This is a genomic window from Sphingomonas sp. CFBP 13706, from assembly GCF_014842355.1.
Taxonomy (GTDB): Bacteria; Pseudomonadota; Alphaproteobacteria; order Sphingomonadales; family Sphingomonadaceae; genus Sphingomonas; species Sphingomonas aerolata.
In genome coordinates, this window is the sequence record NZ_JACYVM010000011.1 from 49,727 (window position 1) to 65,963 (window position 16,237).

Annotated in this window: 16 protein-coding genes; 7 read left to right on the top strand and 9 right to left on the bottom strand. The window is 66.5% G+C overall.

Annotated elements, in window-relative coordinates:
* The first annotated feature begins 10 nt into the window (after positions 1-10).
* Positions 11-1,876 carry a TonB-dependent receptor gene (locus tag IFS44_RS16775; RefSeq protein ID WP_192099310.1) on the top strand — a complete coding sequence of 622 codons (1,866 nt, stop codon included), beginning with the start codon at positions 11-13 and terminating at the stop codon, positions 1,874-1,876.
* 89 nt (positions 1,877-1,965) lie between these two features.
* Here IFS44_RS16775 and IFS44_RS16780 read toward each other — a convergent pair whose 3' ends face one another.
* Complete coding sequence (locus tag IFS44_RS16780) at positions 1,966-3,153, bottom strand: acetyl-CoA C-acetyltransferase (RefSeq protein ID WP_192099311.1); 1,188 nt, start codon at positions 3,151-3,153, stop codon at positions 1,966-1,968.
* A gap of 32 nt (positions 3,154-3,185) precedes the next feature.
* Positions 3,186-4,181, bottom strand: a complete 996-nt coding sequence (locus IFS44_RS16785; RefSeq protein WP_192099346.1) for an alpha/beta fold hydrolase — start codon at positions 4,179-4,181, stop codon at positions 3,186-3,188.
* 90 nt (positions 4,182-4,271) lie between these two features.
* Between IFS44_RS16785 and phaR the strand changes: the two genes are divergently transcribed.
* From phaR to IFS44_RS16815, 6 genes are all read left to right on the top strand, one after another.
* Positions 4,272-4,841 (top strand): polyhydroxyalkanoate synthesis repressor PhaR, encoded by a 570-nt coding sequence (gene phaR / locus IFS44_RS16790; protein WP_166746851.1) that lies wholly within the window; start codon positions 4,272-4,274, stop codon positions 4,839-4,841.
* Between the two features lies 1 nt (position 4,842).
* Positions 4,843-5,028, top strand: a complete 186-nt coding sequence (locus IFS44_RS16795; RefSeq protein WP_107932107.1) for a hypothetical protein — start codon at positions 4,843-4,845, stop codon at positions 5,026-5,028.
* 84 nt (positions 5,029-5,112) lie between these two features.
* Positions 5,113-5,973: a sulfurtransferase gene (locus tag IFS44_RS16800; protein ID WP_192099312.1), complete on the top strand. Its 861-nt coding sequence runs from the start codon at positions 5,113-5,115 to the stop codon at positions 5,971-5,973.
* Positions 5,970-7,181: a cystathionine beta-lyase gene (gene metC, locus IFS44_RS16805; RefSeq protein ID WP_166746849.1), complete on the top strand. Its 1,212-nt coding sequence runs from the start codon at positions 5,970-5,972 to the stop codon at positions 7,179-7,181. The genes IFS44_RS16800 and metC overlap by 4 nt, the downstream gene beginning before the upstream one ends.
* 42 nt (positions 7,182-7,223) lie before the next feature.
* Positions 7,224-7,877 (top strand): 5,6-dimethylbenzimidazole synthase, encoded by a 654-nt coding sequence (gene bluB, locus IFS44_RS16810; RefSeq protein ID WP_192099313.1) that lies wholly within the window; start codon positions 7,224-7,226, stop codon positions 7,875-7,877.
* 222 nt (positions 7,878-8,099) lie between these two features.
* Entirely contained in the window at positions 8,100-8,948 is an 849-nt protein-coding gene (locus IFS44_RS16815; RefSeq protein ID WP_031395899.1) for a TorF family putative porin, read from the top strand.
* 216 nt (positions 8,949-9,164) lie between these two features.
* On the opposite strand, the gene IFS44_RS16820 is transcribed toward IFS44_RS16815, so the two are convergent.
* From IFS44_RS16820 to IFS44_RS16850, 7 genes are all read right to left on the bottom strand, one after another.
* Positions 9,165-9,578 carry a DUF3035 domain-containing protein gene (locus tag IFS44_RS16820; protein WP_031440002.1) on the bottom strand — a complete coding sequence of 138 codons (414 nt, stop codon included), beginning with the start codon at positions 9,576-9,578 and terminating at the stop codon, positions 9,165-9,167.
* The gene (lspA, locus tag IFS44_RS16825; protein WP_192099314.1) at positions 9,571-10,074 is read right to left on the bottom strand and encodes a signal peptidase II; all 504 of its coding nucleotides are present in this window, start codon (positions 10,072-10,074) and stop codon (positions 9,571-9,573) included. The genes IFS44_RS16820 and lspA overlap by 8 nt, the downstream gene beginning before the upstream one ends.
* Positions 10,067-13,021, bottom strand: coding sequence for an isoleucine--tRNA ligase (locus tag IFS44_RS16830; protein ID WP_192099315.1), 2,955 nt, complete (start codon positions 13,019-13,021; stop codon positions 10,067-10,069). Before IFS44_RS16830 ends, lspA begins: the two co-directional genes overlap by 8 nt.
* Before the next feature lie 73 nt (positions 13,022-13,094).
* Positions 13,095-14,018, bottom strand: a complete 924-nt coding sequence (locus IFS44_RS16835; RefSeq protein WP_192099316.1) for a bifunctional riboflavin kinase/FAD synthetase — start codon at positions 14,016-14,018, stop codon at positions 13,095-13,097.
* A 128-nt stretch (positions 14,019-14,146) separates the two neighbouring features.
* Positions 14,147-14,611, bottom strand: a complete 465-nt coding sequence (locus IFS44_RS16840) for a dihydrofolate reductase (protein ID WP_037530279.1) — start codon at positions 14,609-14,611, stop codon at positions 14,147-14,149.
* 165 nt (positions 14,612-14,776) lie between these two features.
* Positions 14,777-15,295, bottom strand: coding sequence for a hemerythrin domain-containing protein (locus IFS44_RS16845; protein WP_192099317.1), 519 nt, complete (start codon positions 15,293-15,295; stop codon positions 14,777-14,779).
* 87 nt (positions 15,296-15,382) lie between these two features.
* Entirely contained in the window at positions 15,383-16,177 is a 795-nt protein-coding gene (locus tag IFS44_RS16850) for a thymidylate synthase (RefSeq protein WP_056405265.1), read from the bottom strand.
* Positions 16,178-16,237 lie beyond the last annotated feature (60 nt).

The window sequence follows — 16,237 nt, forward strand, 5'->3', positions numbered from 1 at the left end:
CAGCGGCGCGTTGACGTTCACGACCGCAAGCCCGTTCCTGACGGATCTGGCGCGCGCGCAGCTAACAGCGCTCGGCGTCCAGCGGTTCCAGGTCTCGCGTGCGTCGCTCGATCTGGCCGGCCTGACGGGCTTCTCGACCAACAAGCAATATCGTGCCGTCGCCGGCGTCCGCGGCGATTTCAATGTTGGTGGCCGTCGTTTCAACTATGAAGCCAGCAGCAACATCGGTCGGGTCGATATTCGCGATACCCGACAGGACATCAACGCCCAGCGGTTCATCAATGCGGTGAACGTCACGCGGAACGCCTCGGGACAGATCGGGTGCACGGCAACCCCGTTGGTGCAGGCTGCACCGGGCGGTACGCCAGTCGCAGACGCCGCCTGCGTGCCGCTCAACCTGTTGGGTGAAGGTCTTTCGAGCCCGGAGGCACGGTCGTACATCGTATCCGAGAACATCACGAGGAGCCGGCTCGAACAGATCGTTTACAACGTCAATGTCGGCGGCAGCCCGTTCGACCTGTTCGGCAACGAGACCGGCTTGAACCTGGGCTATGAGCATCGCGAGGAGCGCGGCAGCTTCACCCCCAGCACCTTCGAGCAATTGGGGCAGGGGCGTGCTGTCGCCATTCTTCCGGTCGCGGGACGATACAATGTTGACGAGGTGTTCGGCGAAGTCATCCTTCCGATCGTCACGGCGCAGAACGGGTTGTCGTTCCTGCATTCGCTTCAGCTGAATGCCAGCGGCCGTCACGTCAACAACACCGTCAATGGCGGTTTCACGGCCTATGCAGGCGGCGTGTCGTTCGCGCCGATCCGGGATATCGCGCTGCGCGGCAATTATACGAAGTCGTTCCGCGCACCTGCCATCACCGAGCTGTTCTCCCCCGTTGCGAACGTGTTCACCACTGTTCCCGACCTGTGTTCGCCTGCCAACATCAATGCCGGTGCCGCGCCCGAAAACCGTGCCCGCAACTGCGCGGCCTTCCTGTCGGCATTCCCGAATGCCACGCCACTGGATGCCGCAGCCGCCACCGTCCCGGGACGCAACGGGGGCAATGTCGGGCTTGCGAATGAAGTGGCGAAGAGCTTCACCTACGGTGTCGTTCTACAGCCGCGTTTCATTCCCAATCTGACGCTGACGGTCGATTATGTGAACATCAAGATCTCGGATCCGATTGCCAGCCTGACGGTCGCGCAGATCGCATCGGCGTGTTTCGACAATTCGACGTTCAACGCCGCCGATCCGGCGAACGGCAATGCGTTCTGCTCACAGATCCGACGCTATGCACAGGGACAAGGCGGCGCATCGGCGAACGGTGGCAACAATGGCGGCCAGGTGGTCAACGACCCCCTAAACCCGGGTGTCGGAAGTGGTTTCGTCAATGGAAACAAGATCAAGTTCGAAGGGATCCAGTCCGAACTCACTTATAATCGTTCGTTGTCGGGGCTGGGCATTCCTGGCTCGGTCGGGATGCGGGGAAATCTGTTCGTCTCGCTAAAGCGCATCAACGACATCACCGGCGTTGCCCCCGTGCGGACCGACGGAACGCTGGGCGATCCGACGTTTCAGGGCCAGTACAACCTTTCCTATTTTCATGACGACTTCGGCATCTCGACTTCGTTCAACTATACCGGCGAAGCGCTTTTCTCTCGTGTCAGCCGTGGTGCCGATCTTCGCGAAATCGACAAGCTCAAGGATTTCGTGACGGTCAATCCGAGCGTCTACATAAACGCAAGTGATCGTTTCCGGGTTACCTTTGCCGTGACCAACCTGTTCAACAGGGTCGGCGAAAAGTACAACGGGATCATCATCCCGGCGAGCTATAGTGACCTGATCGGTCGCCGGTTCGCGGTGAGCGTTGCCGGTAAGTTCTGACCGGGCGATAATATGAAAAAGGGGGCCGCTCGTCTTACCGAGCGGCCCCCTTTATTCGTTTGAGGCTTATAAGTGCGGCAACGGCAGTCTCACCGTTCGAGGCACATGGCGATTCCCATGCCGCCGCCGATGCACAGCGTGGCAAGCCCCTTGCGGGCGTCGCGCTTCTCCATCTCGTAGATCAGCGTCGTCAGCACGCGCGCGCCGCTGGCGCCGATGGGGTGGCCGATCGCGATCGCGCCGCCATTGACGTTGACCTTGTCGGCATCCCAGCCGAGCTCCTTGCCGACCGACAACGCCTGGGCGGCAAACGCCTCGTTCGCCTCGATCAGGTCGAGATCGGCGATCGTCCAGCCGGCCTTCTCTAGCGCGCGGCGCGTGGCGGGGACGGGGCCGATGCCCATGATCGACGGGTCGACGCCGGCGGAGGCCCAGCTGCGGATGGTTGCGAGCACCGGACTGCCGCGGCGCTCGGCCTCGTCGCGGCGCATCAGCACCAGCGCGGCGGCGCCGTCGTTGAGGCCGCTCGCATTCGCCGCGGTGACGGTGCCGTCCTTCTTGAACGCCGGCCGGACGCCCGACACGCTCTCGATCGTTGCGCCCGCGCGGATATATTCGTCGTCGCTGACGATCGTGTCGCCCTTGCGGCCCGCAATCGTCACCGGCGCGATCTCGTCCTTGAACCGGCCAGACCCGCGGGCGGCCTCCGCCTTGTTCTGCGAACCAACCGAGAAGGCGTCCTGTTCGCTGCGCGTCACCTGATATTGCTCGGCGAGATTTTCGGCGGTGATGCCCATGTGATAGCCGTTGAACACGTCGGTCAGGCCATCGCTGACCATCGTGTCGACGAGGCTGAGAGTGCCCATCTTCTGCCCGCCGCGGATCGACTGGGCGTGCGCGGACAGCGACATGGATTCCTGCCCGCCGGCGACGACGATCGTCGCGTCACCGGTCTGGATCGCCTGACAGGCAAGCGCGACCGCGCGCAGCCCCGAGCCGCAGACCTGGTTGACGCCCCAGGCGGGGACTTCCTTGGGAACACCCGCCGCCATCGACGCCTGACGCGCGGGGTTCTGCCCCTGCGCTGCGGTCAGGACCTGGCCGAGGATCACTTCGGAAACATCGGCACCGTCGACACCCGCCTGCGCGAGTGCCGCCTCGATCGCGGTCCGGCCGAGCTCATGCGCGGGGACGGTGGCGAAGGCGCCGAGGAAGCTGCCGACCGGCGTGCGCTTGGCGGCGGTGATGACGATGTCGCTGGGATGGGTGGCGGTCATGACGGGTCCTCTCGTTTTGCGGATCCAATACGCTAGCCGAGCGAATCTATCCAGTTCGCGAGCGGCTCCCACAGCTGCGCGCGGGCGCGGCTGCCGACGATCATGCCGACATGGCCGGCATCGACGTCGCGCCGGTCCGCGAGCCCGATCGCAGTGGCGGCGGGCACGATCCGGTCGTTGCGCGCGACGAACTCGACCGCGGGGCAGGACAACGCGCGCGGGGCGATCGGGCGACCGGCAATCTGCCACAGACCGCGTCCGGGGAGGTCCCGGGCGATCATGTCCCCGAACAGTCCGGCGGCGGCGGCGGCGGGGAGCGGCGCACCCGCATTCGCCCAGTCCTCCAGCCTGACGAACGCGCGCGCGGCGGGGCTGGTCGGATCGCGGTCGGCGAACCCCTCGTATTTCGCGATCGTCTGCGCGGGCGCGAGCTGCCAGAACCCGCTTTGCAGCACTTCCATCGGTAACAGCCCCGTCTGGCGCGCGAACGGAGCAGCGGCGCGCCAAAGTCGCGCCATCTCGACACGCGCGGTCTCGCCATAGCCGGCGAAATTCCAGGGTGCCGCGATCGTCGCCAGCCCCGCCACCCGCGTCAAGGCGGCAGCGGCGACGGCGAGGGTGCCGCCCAGGCAATAGCCCACCAGGATCGGCGGGGTAGCAAATCCGTGCAGCAGGGGCAGGAGGATGCGCGCGACATGCGCGTCGAGGTCGAGGTTCCAATCCTCGGGTCCGGGCGTTCCCCAGTCGAGCAGGTGCGCATGATAGCCCCGCGTGGCCAGCCACCGCATCAGCGACGTGTCCGCGGAAAGATCGAGGATCGCCGCGGGGTTGATCAGCGAGGGTATGACGATGACCGCCGGCTTGCCCGTAGTGCCACCGCCATAGTCGCGCAGGACCGCCCGGCCGGCCGACGCACGGATGGGACGGGGTGGCAGGGGCAGATCCCGGGGCGCGGCCTGATAGCGGTCGAGCCCGGCCAGTGCCCGCGCGCGGCGGTCGGGCGATGCTGCAGTTTCGTTGCGCAACATGGCGAGGAACAGCGGCAACGGCCGTGGACCATGTTGCGGCGCAATGTCAAAGCGCGTAGCGTTTCCCCCGGTCACGTGGAGGGGCTGCATATGAAGAAGCAAAGCACGGTCGACGGGCTTGTCATCATCAAGAAGTACGCCAACAGGCGGCTTTATAATACCGAAACATCATCCTACATCACGCTCGATCATCTCGCGACGATGACTCGCGAGGGCCGTGACTTCAAGGTCGTCGATGCGAAGACCGAAGAGGATATCACGCACAACGTCCTCACCCAGATCATCATGGAGGAGGAAAGCCGCGGCGAGACGATGCTGCCGGTCAATTTCCTGCGCCAGCTGATCTCGATGTATGGCGATTCGATGCAGAAGATGGTGCCCGGCTATCTCGAGGCATCGATGGACAGCTTCCGCCGCAATCAGGAACAGTTCAAGACCGCGGTCGAAGGAGCGTTTGCCCATTCACCCTTCGCCGACATTGCCAAGCGTAATCTGGCGATGTTCGACGTTGCAGCGCAGGCCTTTGCCCCCGGCAATGCTGCGGGTGCAGCATCCCCCGCACCAGCCGCCAGGCCGGTGGCGACGAAGGACGAGGAGATCGCTGCCCTGCGCACCGAACTTGCCAGTCTTCAGGACAAGGTGGAAAAGCTCGGGAGCTGACATGGCACCGCTGCTGTGGACGGCGAGCGGCGGCTTCGCGGCGCTCGCGATCGCATCGGGTCTGGGCGCCCGCCGTCGCCATCGGCGGCGCGATCCCGACGCGGTCGGCTGGGTCGACTGGCCGACCGTCCAGATGCTTTCGCTGATCGGGCTGGCGGTAACGATCGGGCTGGCGTTCAAGACCTAGCTGGCGGGGCGGCGGCCGAGCCGCGGCCTCGACGTTCGACTCTGCGCCGGTTACTATCCGCGCCAACCGTCAGGAGGGCAGGGCATGGACACGCTGGTGAGCACCGAATGGTTGGCGAACGCGCTCGAGACCAGCGTCCCGGGCGCTGGCGATCTCAGGGTCGTCGACGCAACCTATGCCGAAGGTCGCGACGCCGCGGCGGACTATGCGGCGGCGCATATTCCCGGCGCTGTATTCATGAACCTCGCCGAGCTTCGCGACACCGACAGCGACCTGCCCAACATGCTGGCGTCGCCTGCCAAGTTCGCCAGCCGGATGCAGTCGCTCGGGCTCGGCGATGGCAGCCGCATCGTGCTGTACGACAGCTCGCCTTGGCGCACGGCGGCGCGCGCCTGGTGGATGCTGCGGACCTTCGGTGCGCACAATGTCGCGATCCTCGACGGCGGTCTGGCCAAATGGCAGGCCGAAGGGCGTGAGACGGAGTCGGGCAAGCGGGCGGTGCGGCATCGCCACTTCACCATCTGGGCCGACAACAAGGCTGTTCGCACGAAGGACCAGATGACCGCGAACCTGTCGAGCGGCGCCGAGCAGGTCGTGGATGCGCGCTCCGCCGCCCGGTTCACCGGTGCCGAGGCGGACCCGCGACCTGGCACCGCATCGGGGCATATCCCCGGATCCAAATCACTGCCCTATGCCACGCTGTTCAACGCGGACGGCACGTGGAAGACCGGCGACGCGCTGCGATCGGCATTCGAGGGCGCGGGCATCGATCTGGCAAGGCCGATCGTGACGACCTGTGGATCGGGAATCACCGCGGCGGTGCTGGCGTTCGGCGCGCACCTCCTTGGCAACGAAGCCGCGCTGTACGACGGCAGCTGGTCGGAATGGGGCGGCGATCCGTCGACGCCGAAGGCAATGGGCGCGAAGGCGACAGGAACGCAATGACCGAAACGACAAGGCCGGTCGGCGACGCCACCAAGGTGGTGCTCGCCGGACGTCGCGCGGAATGGACTCGTGGTGTCGGGGAAGGGGCGATCGTCAGTCCGCCGGTCTGGCGGGCGTCGACGATCCTGTATGATTCCGTCGGCCATCTTCGCGACAGCGCGACCCGCGATACGCATCATCGGTTGTTCTACGGTCGCAAGGGCACGCCGACGCAGTGGAGCCTTGCGGATGCGCTGACCACGCTCGAACCCGGGGCGGAGGGCACGTTCCTCTATGGATCGGGCGTCGCGGCGATCGCGGCGGCTTTGCTCTCGGTGCTGTCGCCGGGCGACGAACTGCTGTTGGTGGACAGCGCCTATGACCCGACGCGTGGGATGGCGAACGGCCTGCTCAAGCGGTTCGGCATCACGACCCGCTTCTACGACCCGCTGATCGGTGCGGGGATCGCCGACCTGATCGGCGAAAAGACCCGTGCGATCTTCATGGAGAGTCCCGGCTCGCTCAGTTTCGAGGTGCAGGACATCCCCGCCATTGTCACGGCCGCGCGCGCGCGCGGCGTGACGACCCTGCTCGACAATACCTGGGCCACGCCGCTGTTCTTTCCGGCGATCGGCCACGGCGTCGATGTGACGATCCTGGCGTGCACCAAATATGTCGTCGGCCATTCGGACGCGATGCTCGGATCGGTGACGGCGGGGCCCGGCCATTTCAAGGCGCTGCGCGAGACGAGCTTTCAGCTGGGGCAGATCGCCAGTCCCGACGATTGCTGGCTCGGCAGCCGGGGGCTGCGGACGATGGCGGTCCGCCTCGCCCAGCACCAGTCGAGCGCGCTGGCGATCGCGCGGTGGCTGGAGGCGCGTCCGGAGGTGGCGCAGGTGCTGCATCCGGCCCTACCTGGCTGCCCGGGGCACGACCTGTTTATGCGCGATTTCAAGGGATCGAGCGGGCTGTTCTCTTTCGTGCTGGAGGGCGGTGACGAGGCGTCGCGGGCCGCGCTGATCGACACGCTCGAGCTGTTCGGGATCGGCTATAGCTGGGGCGGGTTCGAAAGCCTGGCGCTGCCGGTCGATCCGCACCGCTATCGCAGCGTCACCCGCCGCGAGGTCGCCGGGCCGATGATCCGCCTGCAGATCGGGCTCGAGGATCCGGCGGACCTGATCGCCGATCTCGACGCGGGGCTTGCTGCCTTTCGGGCGGTGCGCGGCTAGCGACCTTGCTCGCCGGACGTGAGCGGGTACAGCGTGCCGGTCATGCAGACAGAACCGCCCGACGCTGAAGGCCCGGTCTTCGATACGGCGTTTCAGGCCAGGCTCGATCTGCTGTTCCGCTGGCGCCGTGACGTCCGCCGGTTCCGGCGCGATGCGCTGCCCGCGGGCGCAGTCGACGCGCTGCTCGCGATCGCCGACGCCGCGCCGTCGGTCGGGCTCAGCCAGCCCTGGCGGTTCGTGACGATCGACGACCCCGCGCGGCGCGACGCGATCCGCGCGGACTTTGCCGCCTGCAACGCCGCCGCGCTGGCCGGGCAAGACGAGACGCGTGCCGCGCTCTACGCCCGGTTGAAGCTCGCCGGGCTCGAGCAGGCGCCCGTTCACATCGCGGTGTTCGTCGAACCCGATCCTAGTCAGGGCCATGGTCTGGGGCGTCAGACCATGCCGGAAAGCGTCGCCTATTCCGCCGTGATCGCGATCCACACATTGTGGCTGGCGGCGCGCGCCCAGGGGATCGGGCTCGGCTGGGTCTCGATCCTAGACCCCGCGCGGATCGCGCATATTGCGGGCGTGCCGGAGGGATGGCGGTTCGTCGGCTATCTCTGCCTCGGTTATCCCGAAAGCGACGCGGACATGCCTGAATTGGCGCGCGAGGGGTGGGAAGCGCCGCGTCGCACGCCGATCCTGTGTCGATAGGCCCGCGCGCACCCGAGCGTTGTGACCGAGACGGTGTGGCCGGTGCGCAACATCCATGGTGTCAACACCGCGCCTGGCGCAATAATCGCTTGTGCAGTGCATCAACGACTGTCATTCATTTGTCACCGCAGGAAAGACCGCGCTCGGAGGCCATGCCTCGATAGATGCGGCGTCCGCGGGTGCAGGCGGGGACATCGAATTTCCAGTTTCGAAAGGGAAACGATGCGCTTCTCCACTATCCTCTTCGGCGGCCTCGCGCTGGCTGCCGCACCCCCTGCGTTCGCGCAGGATACGGCGCCACCCAAGGACGTCACGGTCAGCGGATCGGTCGGACTTGTCAGCGACTATCGCTTTCGCGGCGTGTCGCAGTCGGACGAAAATCTCGCAGTCCAGGGCGGCATCACGATTGCGCACAAGAGCGGCGTCTATATCGGCACCTGGGGGTCGAACCTCGCCGGCTGGGGCACGTTCGGCGGCGCCAACATGGAGCTCGACCTGATCGCCGGGTACAAGCTTCCCGTCGGTGGCGGCACGCTCGACGTCGGCGCGACGTGGTACATGTACCCGTCGGGCTTCGACAATACCGACTTCATCGAGCCCTATGCCAAGCTCTCGGGCACTGCCGGCCCGGTCGCGCTGACCGCGGGCGTCGCCTATGCGCCCAAGCAGCAGGCGCTGGGGCCTTGGTATTCGAACGGCACCTCGGCCGCCAACGGGGTCTATGACCGCGTCAACGCCAAGGATTCGAACCTGTACCTGTGGGGCGATGTCAGCAGCGGCATTCCTGATACCGGCCTGACCGTGAAGGCGCATGTCGGCTATTCGAACGGCAACAAGGGGCTCGGGCCATTCGCCACCAGCGTGTCGCCGACCGGCGAATATTTCGACTGGCTGGTGGGTGCCGATTACGTGATTCCTGGCACGCCGCTGACCCTGGGCGTCGCCTATGTCGATACTGACATCAGCAAGGCGGAATCGGCGTATCTCCAGCCGAGCTTCAGCCGCGGGCAGGACGGCGTCGGTTCGATCGCCAACGGAAAGGTGCTGGCGTCGCTGACCGCCGCGTTCTGACGTAGCGCGAGTGCTGTCGTCGTCCTGGCGTTCGGCCGGGATGGCGGGAGCGCGCGGTTGCGGCACTTTGCACCGCCGCTTCCTGCCTACCTCTCGTCACCCCAGCGGAAGCTGGGGTATCCACGGGACAGGGGCGGGCGGGGTGGCCATCGACCGAACACGAAAAAGGGCGGCCCCCCTGGGGAGCCGCCCTTTTTCACGTCTTGCGGCAACCGCTCAGTTGGCGGTTGCGCGCGCGTCCTGGCCGTCGCCTTCGGGGGCGGCGACGATGTCGCGCGTGGTCGAGCCCTTGTCGATCACGGTCGTGCCGGGATCGCCCGCGCTCGACCGGATGCCGGGATCGGCCGCGCTGGGGCCAGCTTCGCTCAGCACGCCGGCTTCGGCAGGGCTGCGCGCAGCGGTGCCGCCGAACAGCGCGTCGAGCGTCTGTGCATTGGCGGCGGTATCCTGCGGCCGTGCGGCACCCGGCTGTGGCGGAACCAGCGCGAAATCGGGCGGGATGACCAGCGGAGCCTGGCGGGCGACGGCGAACTCGTCCGGCCGCGCACGATCAAGGCTCTTGCCGGCGCCACAGCCGGACAGCAACGCGACGCTCGCCAGACCGGCAGCCAGGGGCACAAACTTACGCATGGGAATTCTCCACAGGGGGCTTCTCGCGCACGAGCAGCGCCCGGACAAGCAGGACGAGCACGCCGACAGTAATCGCTGCATCCGCGACATTGAAGACCAAAAACGGGCGCCACTCGCCGATATGCAGGTCGGCAAAATCGACGACATAACCGAGCCGGATCCGGTCGAGGATATTGCCGACCGCACCGCCGAGCACGAAGCCCAGCGCGATCTGATCCGCCCGGTTCTTTTCGCGCGTCATCCAGATCGCGACCCCGACCGAGATCGCCCCCGTCAGCAGCACCAGCGCCCAGCGCGTCAGATGGCCATCGGCGGGCAGCAACCCGAGCGAAATGCCGATATTGGGGACGAAGCGCAGGTCAAAGAACGACGTGATCGTCTGCGCATCGCCGAGCGAATCGATCCCGAGCGGGTGCGTCACAGCCCATTTGCTGAGCTGGTCGGCGAGGAACAGCGCGATCGCCGCCCCGAAGCCGGCCTTTGGCAGGTTACGCATGCGCCACCACCTCTTCGCACCGGTCGCAGAGCTCGCCGTCGGTTGTCACCTCGGGAAGGTGACGCCAGCAGCGGCCGCATTTGTGGAAGTCGGTGCGGGTCACGGTGACCGCATCACCCGGCGTGACCTTGGCGACGATGAACGCCTCGGCCAGCGCATCGGCGTCGAGCAGCATCGTCGGGACGGTGATCTCGGCCTCGAGGCTGGACCGCACGGTCTTCTCGCGGCGCAACGGCTCGATCGCCTCGGTGACGGCGACGCGTAGCGCGCGGATCTCCTGCCACTTGGCGCCGACAACATCGTCCGCGTCGAGCGACGGGAGCGACGGCCATTCGAGATAATGGACCGAGCTGTCCTCGCTCGGGAAGCGCGACTGCCAGACTTCCTCCGCGGTGAAGCACAGCACCGGCGCGGCGTAGCGGACCAGCGCGTGGAACAGCACGTCGAGGACCGTGCGATACGCGCGGCGCTTCACGTCGCCGGGCGCGTCGCAGTAGAGTGAGTCCTTGCGGATATCGAAGAAGAACGCGGACAGGTCCTCGTTCGCGAAGTCGGTCAGCAGCCGCGTGTAGCGGTTGAACTCATAGCCTTCCGCCGCCTGGCGCAGTTCGGTGTCGATCATGCCCAGGCGGTGGAGCACGTAGCGCTCAAGTTCGGGCATGTCGGACACCGCGACACGCTCGGACTCGTCGAAGCCCTCGAGCGCGCCGAGCATGTAGCGGAACGTGTTGCGCAACTTGCGGTAGGAATCCGACGCGGTGGCGAGCACCTCCTTGCCGATCTTCACATCGTCGAAATAGTCGGTCGAGGCGACCCACATGCGCAGGATGTCCGCGCCGCTCTCGCCGATGATCTTGAGCGGATCGACGACGTTGCCGAGGCTCTTCGACATCTTGCGGCCTTGGCCGTCGAGCGCGAAGCCGTGGGTGAGGACCGCGTCATAGGGCGCGCGACCGCGCGTGCCGCAGCTTTCGAGCAGTGACGACTGGAACCAGCCGCGATGCTGGTCCGACCCTTCGAGGTACAGGTTGGCGCGGGTGCCTTCGCCGTAGCGCGCTTCGACGGTGAAGACGTGCGTGCAGCCCGAATCGAACCAGACGTCGAGGATGTCCTTCACGACCTCATAGTCGGCGAGGTCGTAGTCGGAGCCGAGCAGCGCCTGGTGGCCGTCGGCGTACCACGCATCCGCACCGTTCTGGCGGAAGGCTTCGACGATGCGCGCGTTGACGGCGGGGTCGTTCAGATACTGGCCGGTGGCGCGGTTGACGAACAGCGCGATCGGCACGCCCCAGGCGCGCTGGCGTGAGATGACCCAGTCGGGGCGGCCCTGCACCATCGACGTGATCCGGTTCTCCGAGCGCGCAGGGATCCAGGTGGTCGCGGCGATCGCGTCGAGCGCGATCTCGCGGAGGGTTGCGCCGTTGCTCGACCCAGGCCCTGCTACTTCGTTCGGGGCGAACGGGGGTGCGGCCGCATCCCCAACCCCGTTCCTGCTGAGCGAAGTCGAAGCACCCTGGGTGCCGACCGACGTCGCCGCATCCATCGGGATGAACCATTGCGGCGTCGCGCGGAAGATCACCTTGGCCTTGGAGCGCCACGAATGCGGGTAGCTGTGCTTGAAGTCGTCGCTCGCCGCGAGCAGCGCGCCGGTCGAGCGCAGGTCGGTGCAGATCGGGCCGTCGGCGGCCACGAACTTCTTGTTGATGACGGACCCTTGCCCGCCGAGCCAGGCCCAGTCGGCGCGGTACATGCCCGCACCGTCGACCGCGAAGACGGGGTCGATGCCGTACTGCTTGCAGAGCTCGAAATCGTCCTCGCCGTGATCCGGCGACATGTGAACGAGCCCGGTGCCCGCGTCGGTCGTGACGAAGTCGCCGGGGAGGAACGGGCGCGGCTTTGCGAAGAACCCGCCGAGTGCGTGCATCGGGTGCCGCGCGGTCGCGCCTTCGAGATCCGAGCCCTTGCCGCGCCACATGATCGCGCCTTCTGCTCCGTCATCCCGGCGGACGCCGGGACCCACCTTACCGCCGTCTCCCACCTGGGTAGATGGGTCCCGGCTTTCGCCGGGATGACGGGAGGAGAGGGTACGGGCATTGAAACTGCCGACGAGCGCCTCTGCGATCAGGAACCGGCGATCGCCGTCCGCGAGTAGAACATACTCGATCTCAGGCCCATAGCTCAGCGCCTGGTTCACTGGGATCGTCCACGGCGTCGTCGTCCAGATCACCGCATGCGCGCCGACCAGCTCGGCCGCGTTCGGCGCGTCGACGATCTCGAACGCGACGTCGATCTGCGTCGAGACGATGTCCTCATATTCGACCTCGGCCTCGGCGAGCGCGGTCTTCTCGACCGGCGACCACATCACGGGCTTCGCACCGCGGTAGAGCTGGCCGCTCTCGGCGAACTTGAGCAGCTCGCCGACGATCGTCGCCTCGGCATCGTACTTCATCGTGAGGTACGGATCGGCCCAGTCGCCCATCACGCCGAGCCGCTCGAACTCGCCCTTCTGCACGTCGACCCATTTTTCGGCATAGGCGCGGCACTCGGCGCGGAACTGGTCGACGGGGACGTCGTCCTTGTTGAGCTTCTTGGCGCGATACGCTTCCTCGACCTTCCACTCGATTGGCAGGCCGTGACAGTCCCAGCCGGGGACATAGGGCGCGTCCTTGCCCATCAGCGACTGCGAGCGGACGATGATGTCCTTCAGCACCTTGTTCATGGCGTGGCCCATGTGGATGTCGCCGTTCGCGTAGGGCGGGCCGTCGTGCAGGATGAACCGCTCGCGCCCAAGCCGCTGTTCGCGCAGCCGGTCGTAAATGCCGAGCTTCGCCCAGCGCTCGAGGATCGCCGGCTCCTTGGCGGCGAGACCGGCCTTCATCGGGAAGTCGGTCTTCGGCAGGAAGACGGTGTCGCGGTAATCGCGGGCGGGCGCAGGAGTATCGGTCATAAGTGGGCCGGGCTGTAGCCGAGCGGAGGGCGCGTTGCCATCCCCCCTCCCGCACGCACCGGCGCCGCCGCGGTCAGCCGAGAATGGTGCGCGCGCGGTCGCAGTCGATGTCCATCTGCGCGATCAGCGCGTCGAGGCTGTCGAACTTCGCCTCGGGGCGCAGATAGTCGATCAGCGCGACCTCGATCGTCTGCCCGTACAGGTTTTCGGTGAAATCGAAGAAATGCGGTTCGAGCAGTTCCTTCGGCGGATCGAAGCTCGGGCGGATGCCGAGGTTCGCCGCGCCCTTGAGCACGCGGCCGTCCTCCAGCCGGCCGGTCACCGCGTAGATCCCGTAGGCGGGGCGCAGATAGTTGCCCATGTCGAGATTGGCGGTCGGATAGCCGATCGTGCGACCGAGCTTGTCGCCATGCTGCACCACGCCCTCGATCGCAAACGGACGCGTCAGCAGCCGCGTCGCGGTCGCCATGTCGCCGGCACGCAGCGCCTCGCGGATCCGGGTCGAGGACACCGTCTCGCCATCCAGCGCAACCGCGCCGACCGTTTCTGCGCGGAAACCGTGGACCGGCCCGCGCGCGGCGAGCGTGTGGACCGTGCCGCTCTTGGCATGGCCGAAGGTGAAATCCTCGCCCGTCACCACGCCGCCGATCCGCAGATTGCGTTCGAGCCGGTCGGCGACGAACTGCTCAGCGGTCAGCGCGGCGAGATCGCCATCGAAATGGAATACCACCATCGCATCGGCGCCAGCGTCTGCGAACAGCCGCTCGCGCTGGTCGAGCGTCGTGAGGCGGAAGGGGGGCGTATCGGGGCGGAAATGGCGAACCGGATGCGGATCGAACGTCGCCACCAGCGCGGGGCGACCCTCCGCCTTGGCCCACGCGATCGCGCGCGCGACCACCGCCTGGTGACCGAGATGGAATCCGTCGAAATTACCCAGCGCCACGATCCCGTCCGCCAGATGCGAAGGGATGGATGCGCCACCGTCGAGCCGTTGCATGCACGGGTCAGTACCCAGACGCCGCGGATGACGATAGTCCTTCCGTGTCGTTGTCTCCCGCGCCTCCTTGTTCTTCCGCGAAGGCGGGAGCCGAGTCCGAGCTCCCGCCTTCGCGGGGGGAACGGTCTTTACCGGCGGGTGAGGGTGACGAAGCTGTAGGGTGGACGCTGCTTTTCGCCCGGGTGGTCTTCGCGGGCAATCTCGTGCCAGCCGTCAAACGCGGGGACGAAGGCGTCGCCTTCGGGTTCGTCATGGACTTCGGTGAGCTCGATCCGGTCTGCATGGGGGAGCAGCTGCGCATAGATCTGCGCGCCGCCGATTACCGCGACGTCGTCCCCGGCCATCGCGAGCGCCTCGTCGATCGAATGCGCCACTTCCGCGCCGTCGGCGTGCCAGTGACCGCGGGTGAGGACGATGTGGCGGCGGCCGGGGAGGGGGCTCGGGAAGCTCTCGAACGTTTTTCGGCCCATCACCATCGGCTTGCCCATCGTCAGCGCCTTGAAGCGCTTGAGATCGGCGGGGAGGCGCCAGGGGAGCTGGCCGTCGCGGCCGATGACGCCGTTGCTGGCGCGGGCGAGGTAGAAGGTGATCATCGGCGCATCATGCCGGATATGGGGGCGGAGGGCTATGCTTGTATCACCACCCCGGCGAAGGCCGGGGCCCAGTTGGGGGACGTTGGTGGTGAAAGACGGCGCTCCGTTACGACCACCTTTCCACCTGGACCCCGGCCTTCGCCGGGGAGGTAAGAAGCGGGTGGATCAGTTCGGAGCGTGTTCCTTGACGTACGCCTCGGGATCCTTCTCGACGACCTTCACGCCGTTCAGGTGGTTCGCCTCGAACGCCGCGAACCGGACGCCCAGCTCGTGCCGCTCTTCCAGCGTCGCATGCTTGCGGAAGTCGGTCAGGCCCTGGCGCTCTTCCTCGGCGAGGTGATCGCTGTTCGCCTTGTTGCATTCGCCGACCGCCTCGAACCACGCGTCCGAGCCGACCGGATGCTTGTCGACCGCTTCGCCGGTTTCGCGGATCTCGTTGTGATCCTCGATCGCGTCCTCGGTCTCCTCGGCGGCCGAGTCGGCGTCGTTGCCGCCGGTGCCGATCTTCATCAACCGCGGGTAGAAGAAGCGCTCTTCCGCCTCGGCATGCGCGTCGAGCAGGTTCTTGAGGCGGGTCCACAGTGCCGAAAGCGCCTCGGTGTCCTTGGCGTCGATGCTGTCGATCTGGGCGAACAGCGCGCGCTGCTGGGCATGTTCGTCGAGGATGAGCTGGGTGATGTCCATGATGGCCTTCCGAATGGGTTCGGACGGTCAACCGCGCGCGCCGTCACGGGTTCCTATTGCGATTCGCTCTCTGTTCGGGCGGCGGGTCTAGACCGCGACGGGTGCCTTGATGTGCGGCTGCGCGACGTAATCGTGGAGTACGAAATCCTCATACTCATACGCATCGATCGAGTCGGGCGTGCGCACGATCTCGAGCCGCGGGAGCGGGCCGGGCGTGCGGCCGAGTTGCAGTCGTGCCTGCTCGAGATGGTTCGAATAGAGGTGGCAGTCGCCGCCGGTCCAGATGAACTCGCCGACCTCGAGTCCGCATTGCTGCGCGAGCATGTGCGTCAGCAGTGCGTAGCTGGCGATGTTGAACGGGACCCCAAGGAAGATGTCGCCCGAGCGCTGGTAGAGCTGGAGCGAGAGCTTGCCGTTGGCGACATGCGTTTGGAACAGGCAGTGGCAGGGGGCCAGCGCCATGGCGTGCAGATCGCCCGGGTTCCACGCGCAGACGATCTGGCGGCGCGAGGCAGGGTTGGTCTTGATCTGGTCGACCAGCTCGGCGATCTGGTCGATATGGCGACCGTCGCCGGCCACCCAGTCGCGCCATTGCTTGCCATAGACGGGGCCGAGATCGCCGCTCTCGTCCGCCCATTCGTCCCAGATCGCGACCTTGCGGTCCTGCAGCCAGCGAACATTGGTGTCGCCGCGCAGGAACCACAGGAGTTCGACGATGATCGAGCGCAGGTGAAGCTTCTTTGTCGTCAGCACGGGAAAGCCCTGCGCCAGATCGAAGCGCATCTGCGCACCGAAGACGCTGAGCGTGCCCGTGCCGGTGCGGTCCATCGTCTCGACTCCGGTCGAGAGCACGCGGTCCATGAGGTCTAGATATTGGCGCATCGCGACGGCCTAGCGGTGCGGGACGGATCGCTCAAGCGGATGCAGTTGTGGATGCGACAG

What these genes read in the sequence shown, in the direction of transcription:
- IFS44_RS16780 (WP_192099311.1), bottom strand. Translation starts at nt 3,153, where the DNA reads ATGACCGCCACCCATCCCAGCGACATCGTCATCACCGCCGCCAAGCGC.
- IFS44_RS16785 (WP_192099346.1), bottom strand. Translation starts at nt 4,181, where the DNA reads ATGTTGCGCAACGAAACTGCAGCATCGCCCGACCGCCGCGCGCGGGCA.
- phaR (WP_166746851.1), top strand. Translation starts at nt 4,272, where the DNA reads ATGAAGAAGCAAAGCACGGTCGACGGGCTTGTCATCATCAAGAAGTAC.
- IFS44_RS16795 (WP_107932107.1), top strand. Translation starts at nt 4,843, where the DNA reads ATGGCACCGCTGCTGTGGACGGCGAGCGGCGGCTTCGCGGCGCTCGCG.
- IFS44_RS16800 (WP_192099312.1), top strand. Translation starts at nt 5,113, where the DNA reads ATGGACACGCTGGTGAGCACCGAATGGTTGGCGAACGCGCTCGAGACC.
- metC (WP_166746849.1), top strand. Translation starts at nt 5,970, where the DNA reads ATGACCGAAACGACAAGGCCGGTCGGCGACGCCACCAAGGTGGTGCTC.
- bluB (WP_192099313.1), top strand. Translation starts at nt 7,224, where the DNA reads ATGCAGACAGAACCGCCCGACGCTGAAGGCCCGGTCTTCGATACGGCG.
- IFS44_RS16815 (WP_031395899.1), top strand. Translation starts at nt 8,100, where the DNA reads ATGCGCTTCTCCACTATCCTCTTCGGCGGCCTCGCGCTGGCTGCCGCA.
- IFS44_RS16820 (WP_031440002.1), bottom strand. Translation starts at nt 9,578, where the DNA reads ATGCGTAAGTTTGTGCCCCTGGCTGCCGGTCTGGCGAGCGTCGCGTTG.
- lspA (WP_192099314.1), bottom strand. Translation starts at nt 10,074, where the DNA reads ATGCGTAACCTGCCAAAGGCCGGCTTCGGGGCGGCGATCGCGCTGTTC.
- IFS44_RS16830 (WP_192099315.1), bottom strand. Translation starts at nt 13,021, where the DNA reads ATGACCGATACTCCTGCGCCCGCCCGCGATTACCGCGACACCGTCTTC.
- IFS44_RS16835 (WP_192099316.1), bottom strand. Translation starts at nt 14,018, where the DNA reads ATGCAACGGCTCGACGGTGGCGCATCCATCCCTTCGCATCTGGCGGAC.
- IFS44_RS16840 (WP_037530279.1), bottom strand. Translation starts at nt 14,611, where the DNA reads ATGATCACCTTCTACCTCGCCCGCGCCAGCAACGGCGTCATCGGCCGC.
- IFS44_RS16845 (WP_192099317.1), bottom strand. Translation starts at nt 15,295, where the DNA reads ATGGACATCACCCAGCTCATCCTCGACGAACATGCCCAGCAGCGCGCG.
- IFS44_RS16850 (WP_056405265.1), bottom strand. Translation starts at nt 16,177, where the DNA reads ATGCGCCAATATCTAGACCTCATGGACCGCGTGCTCTCGACCGGAGTC.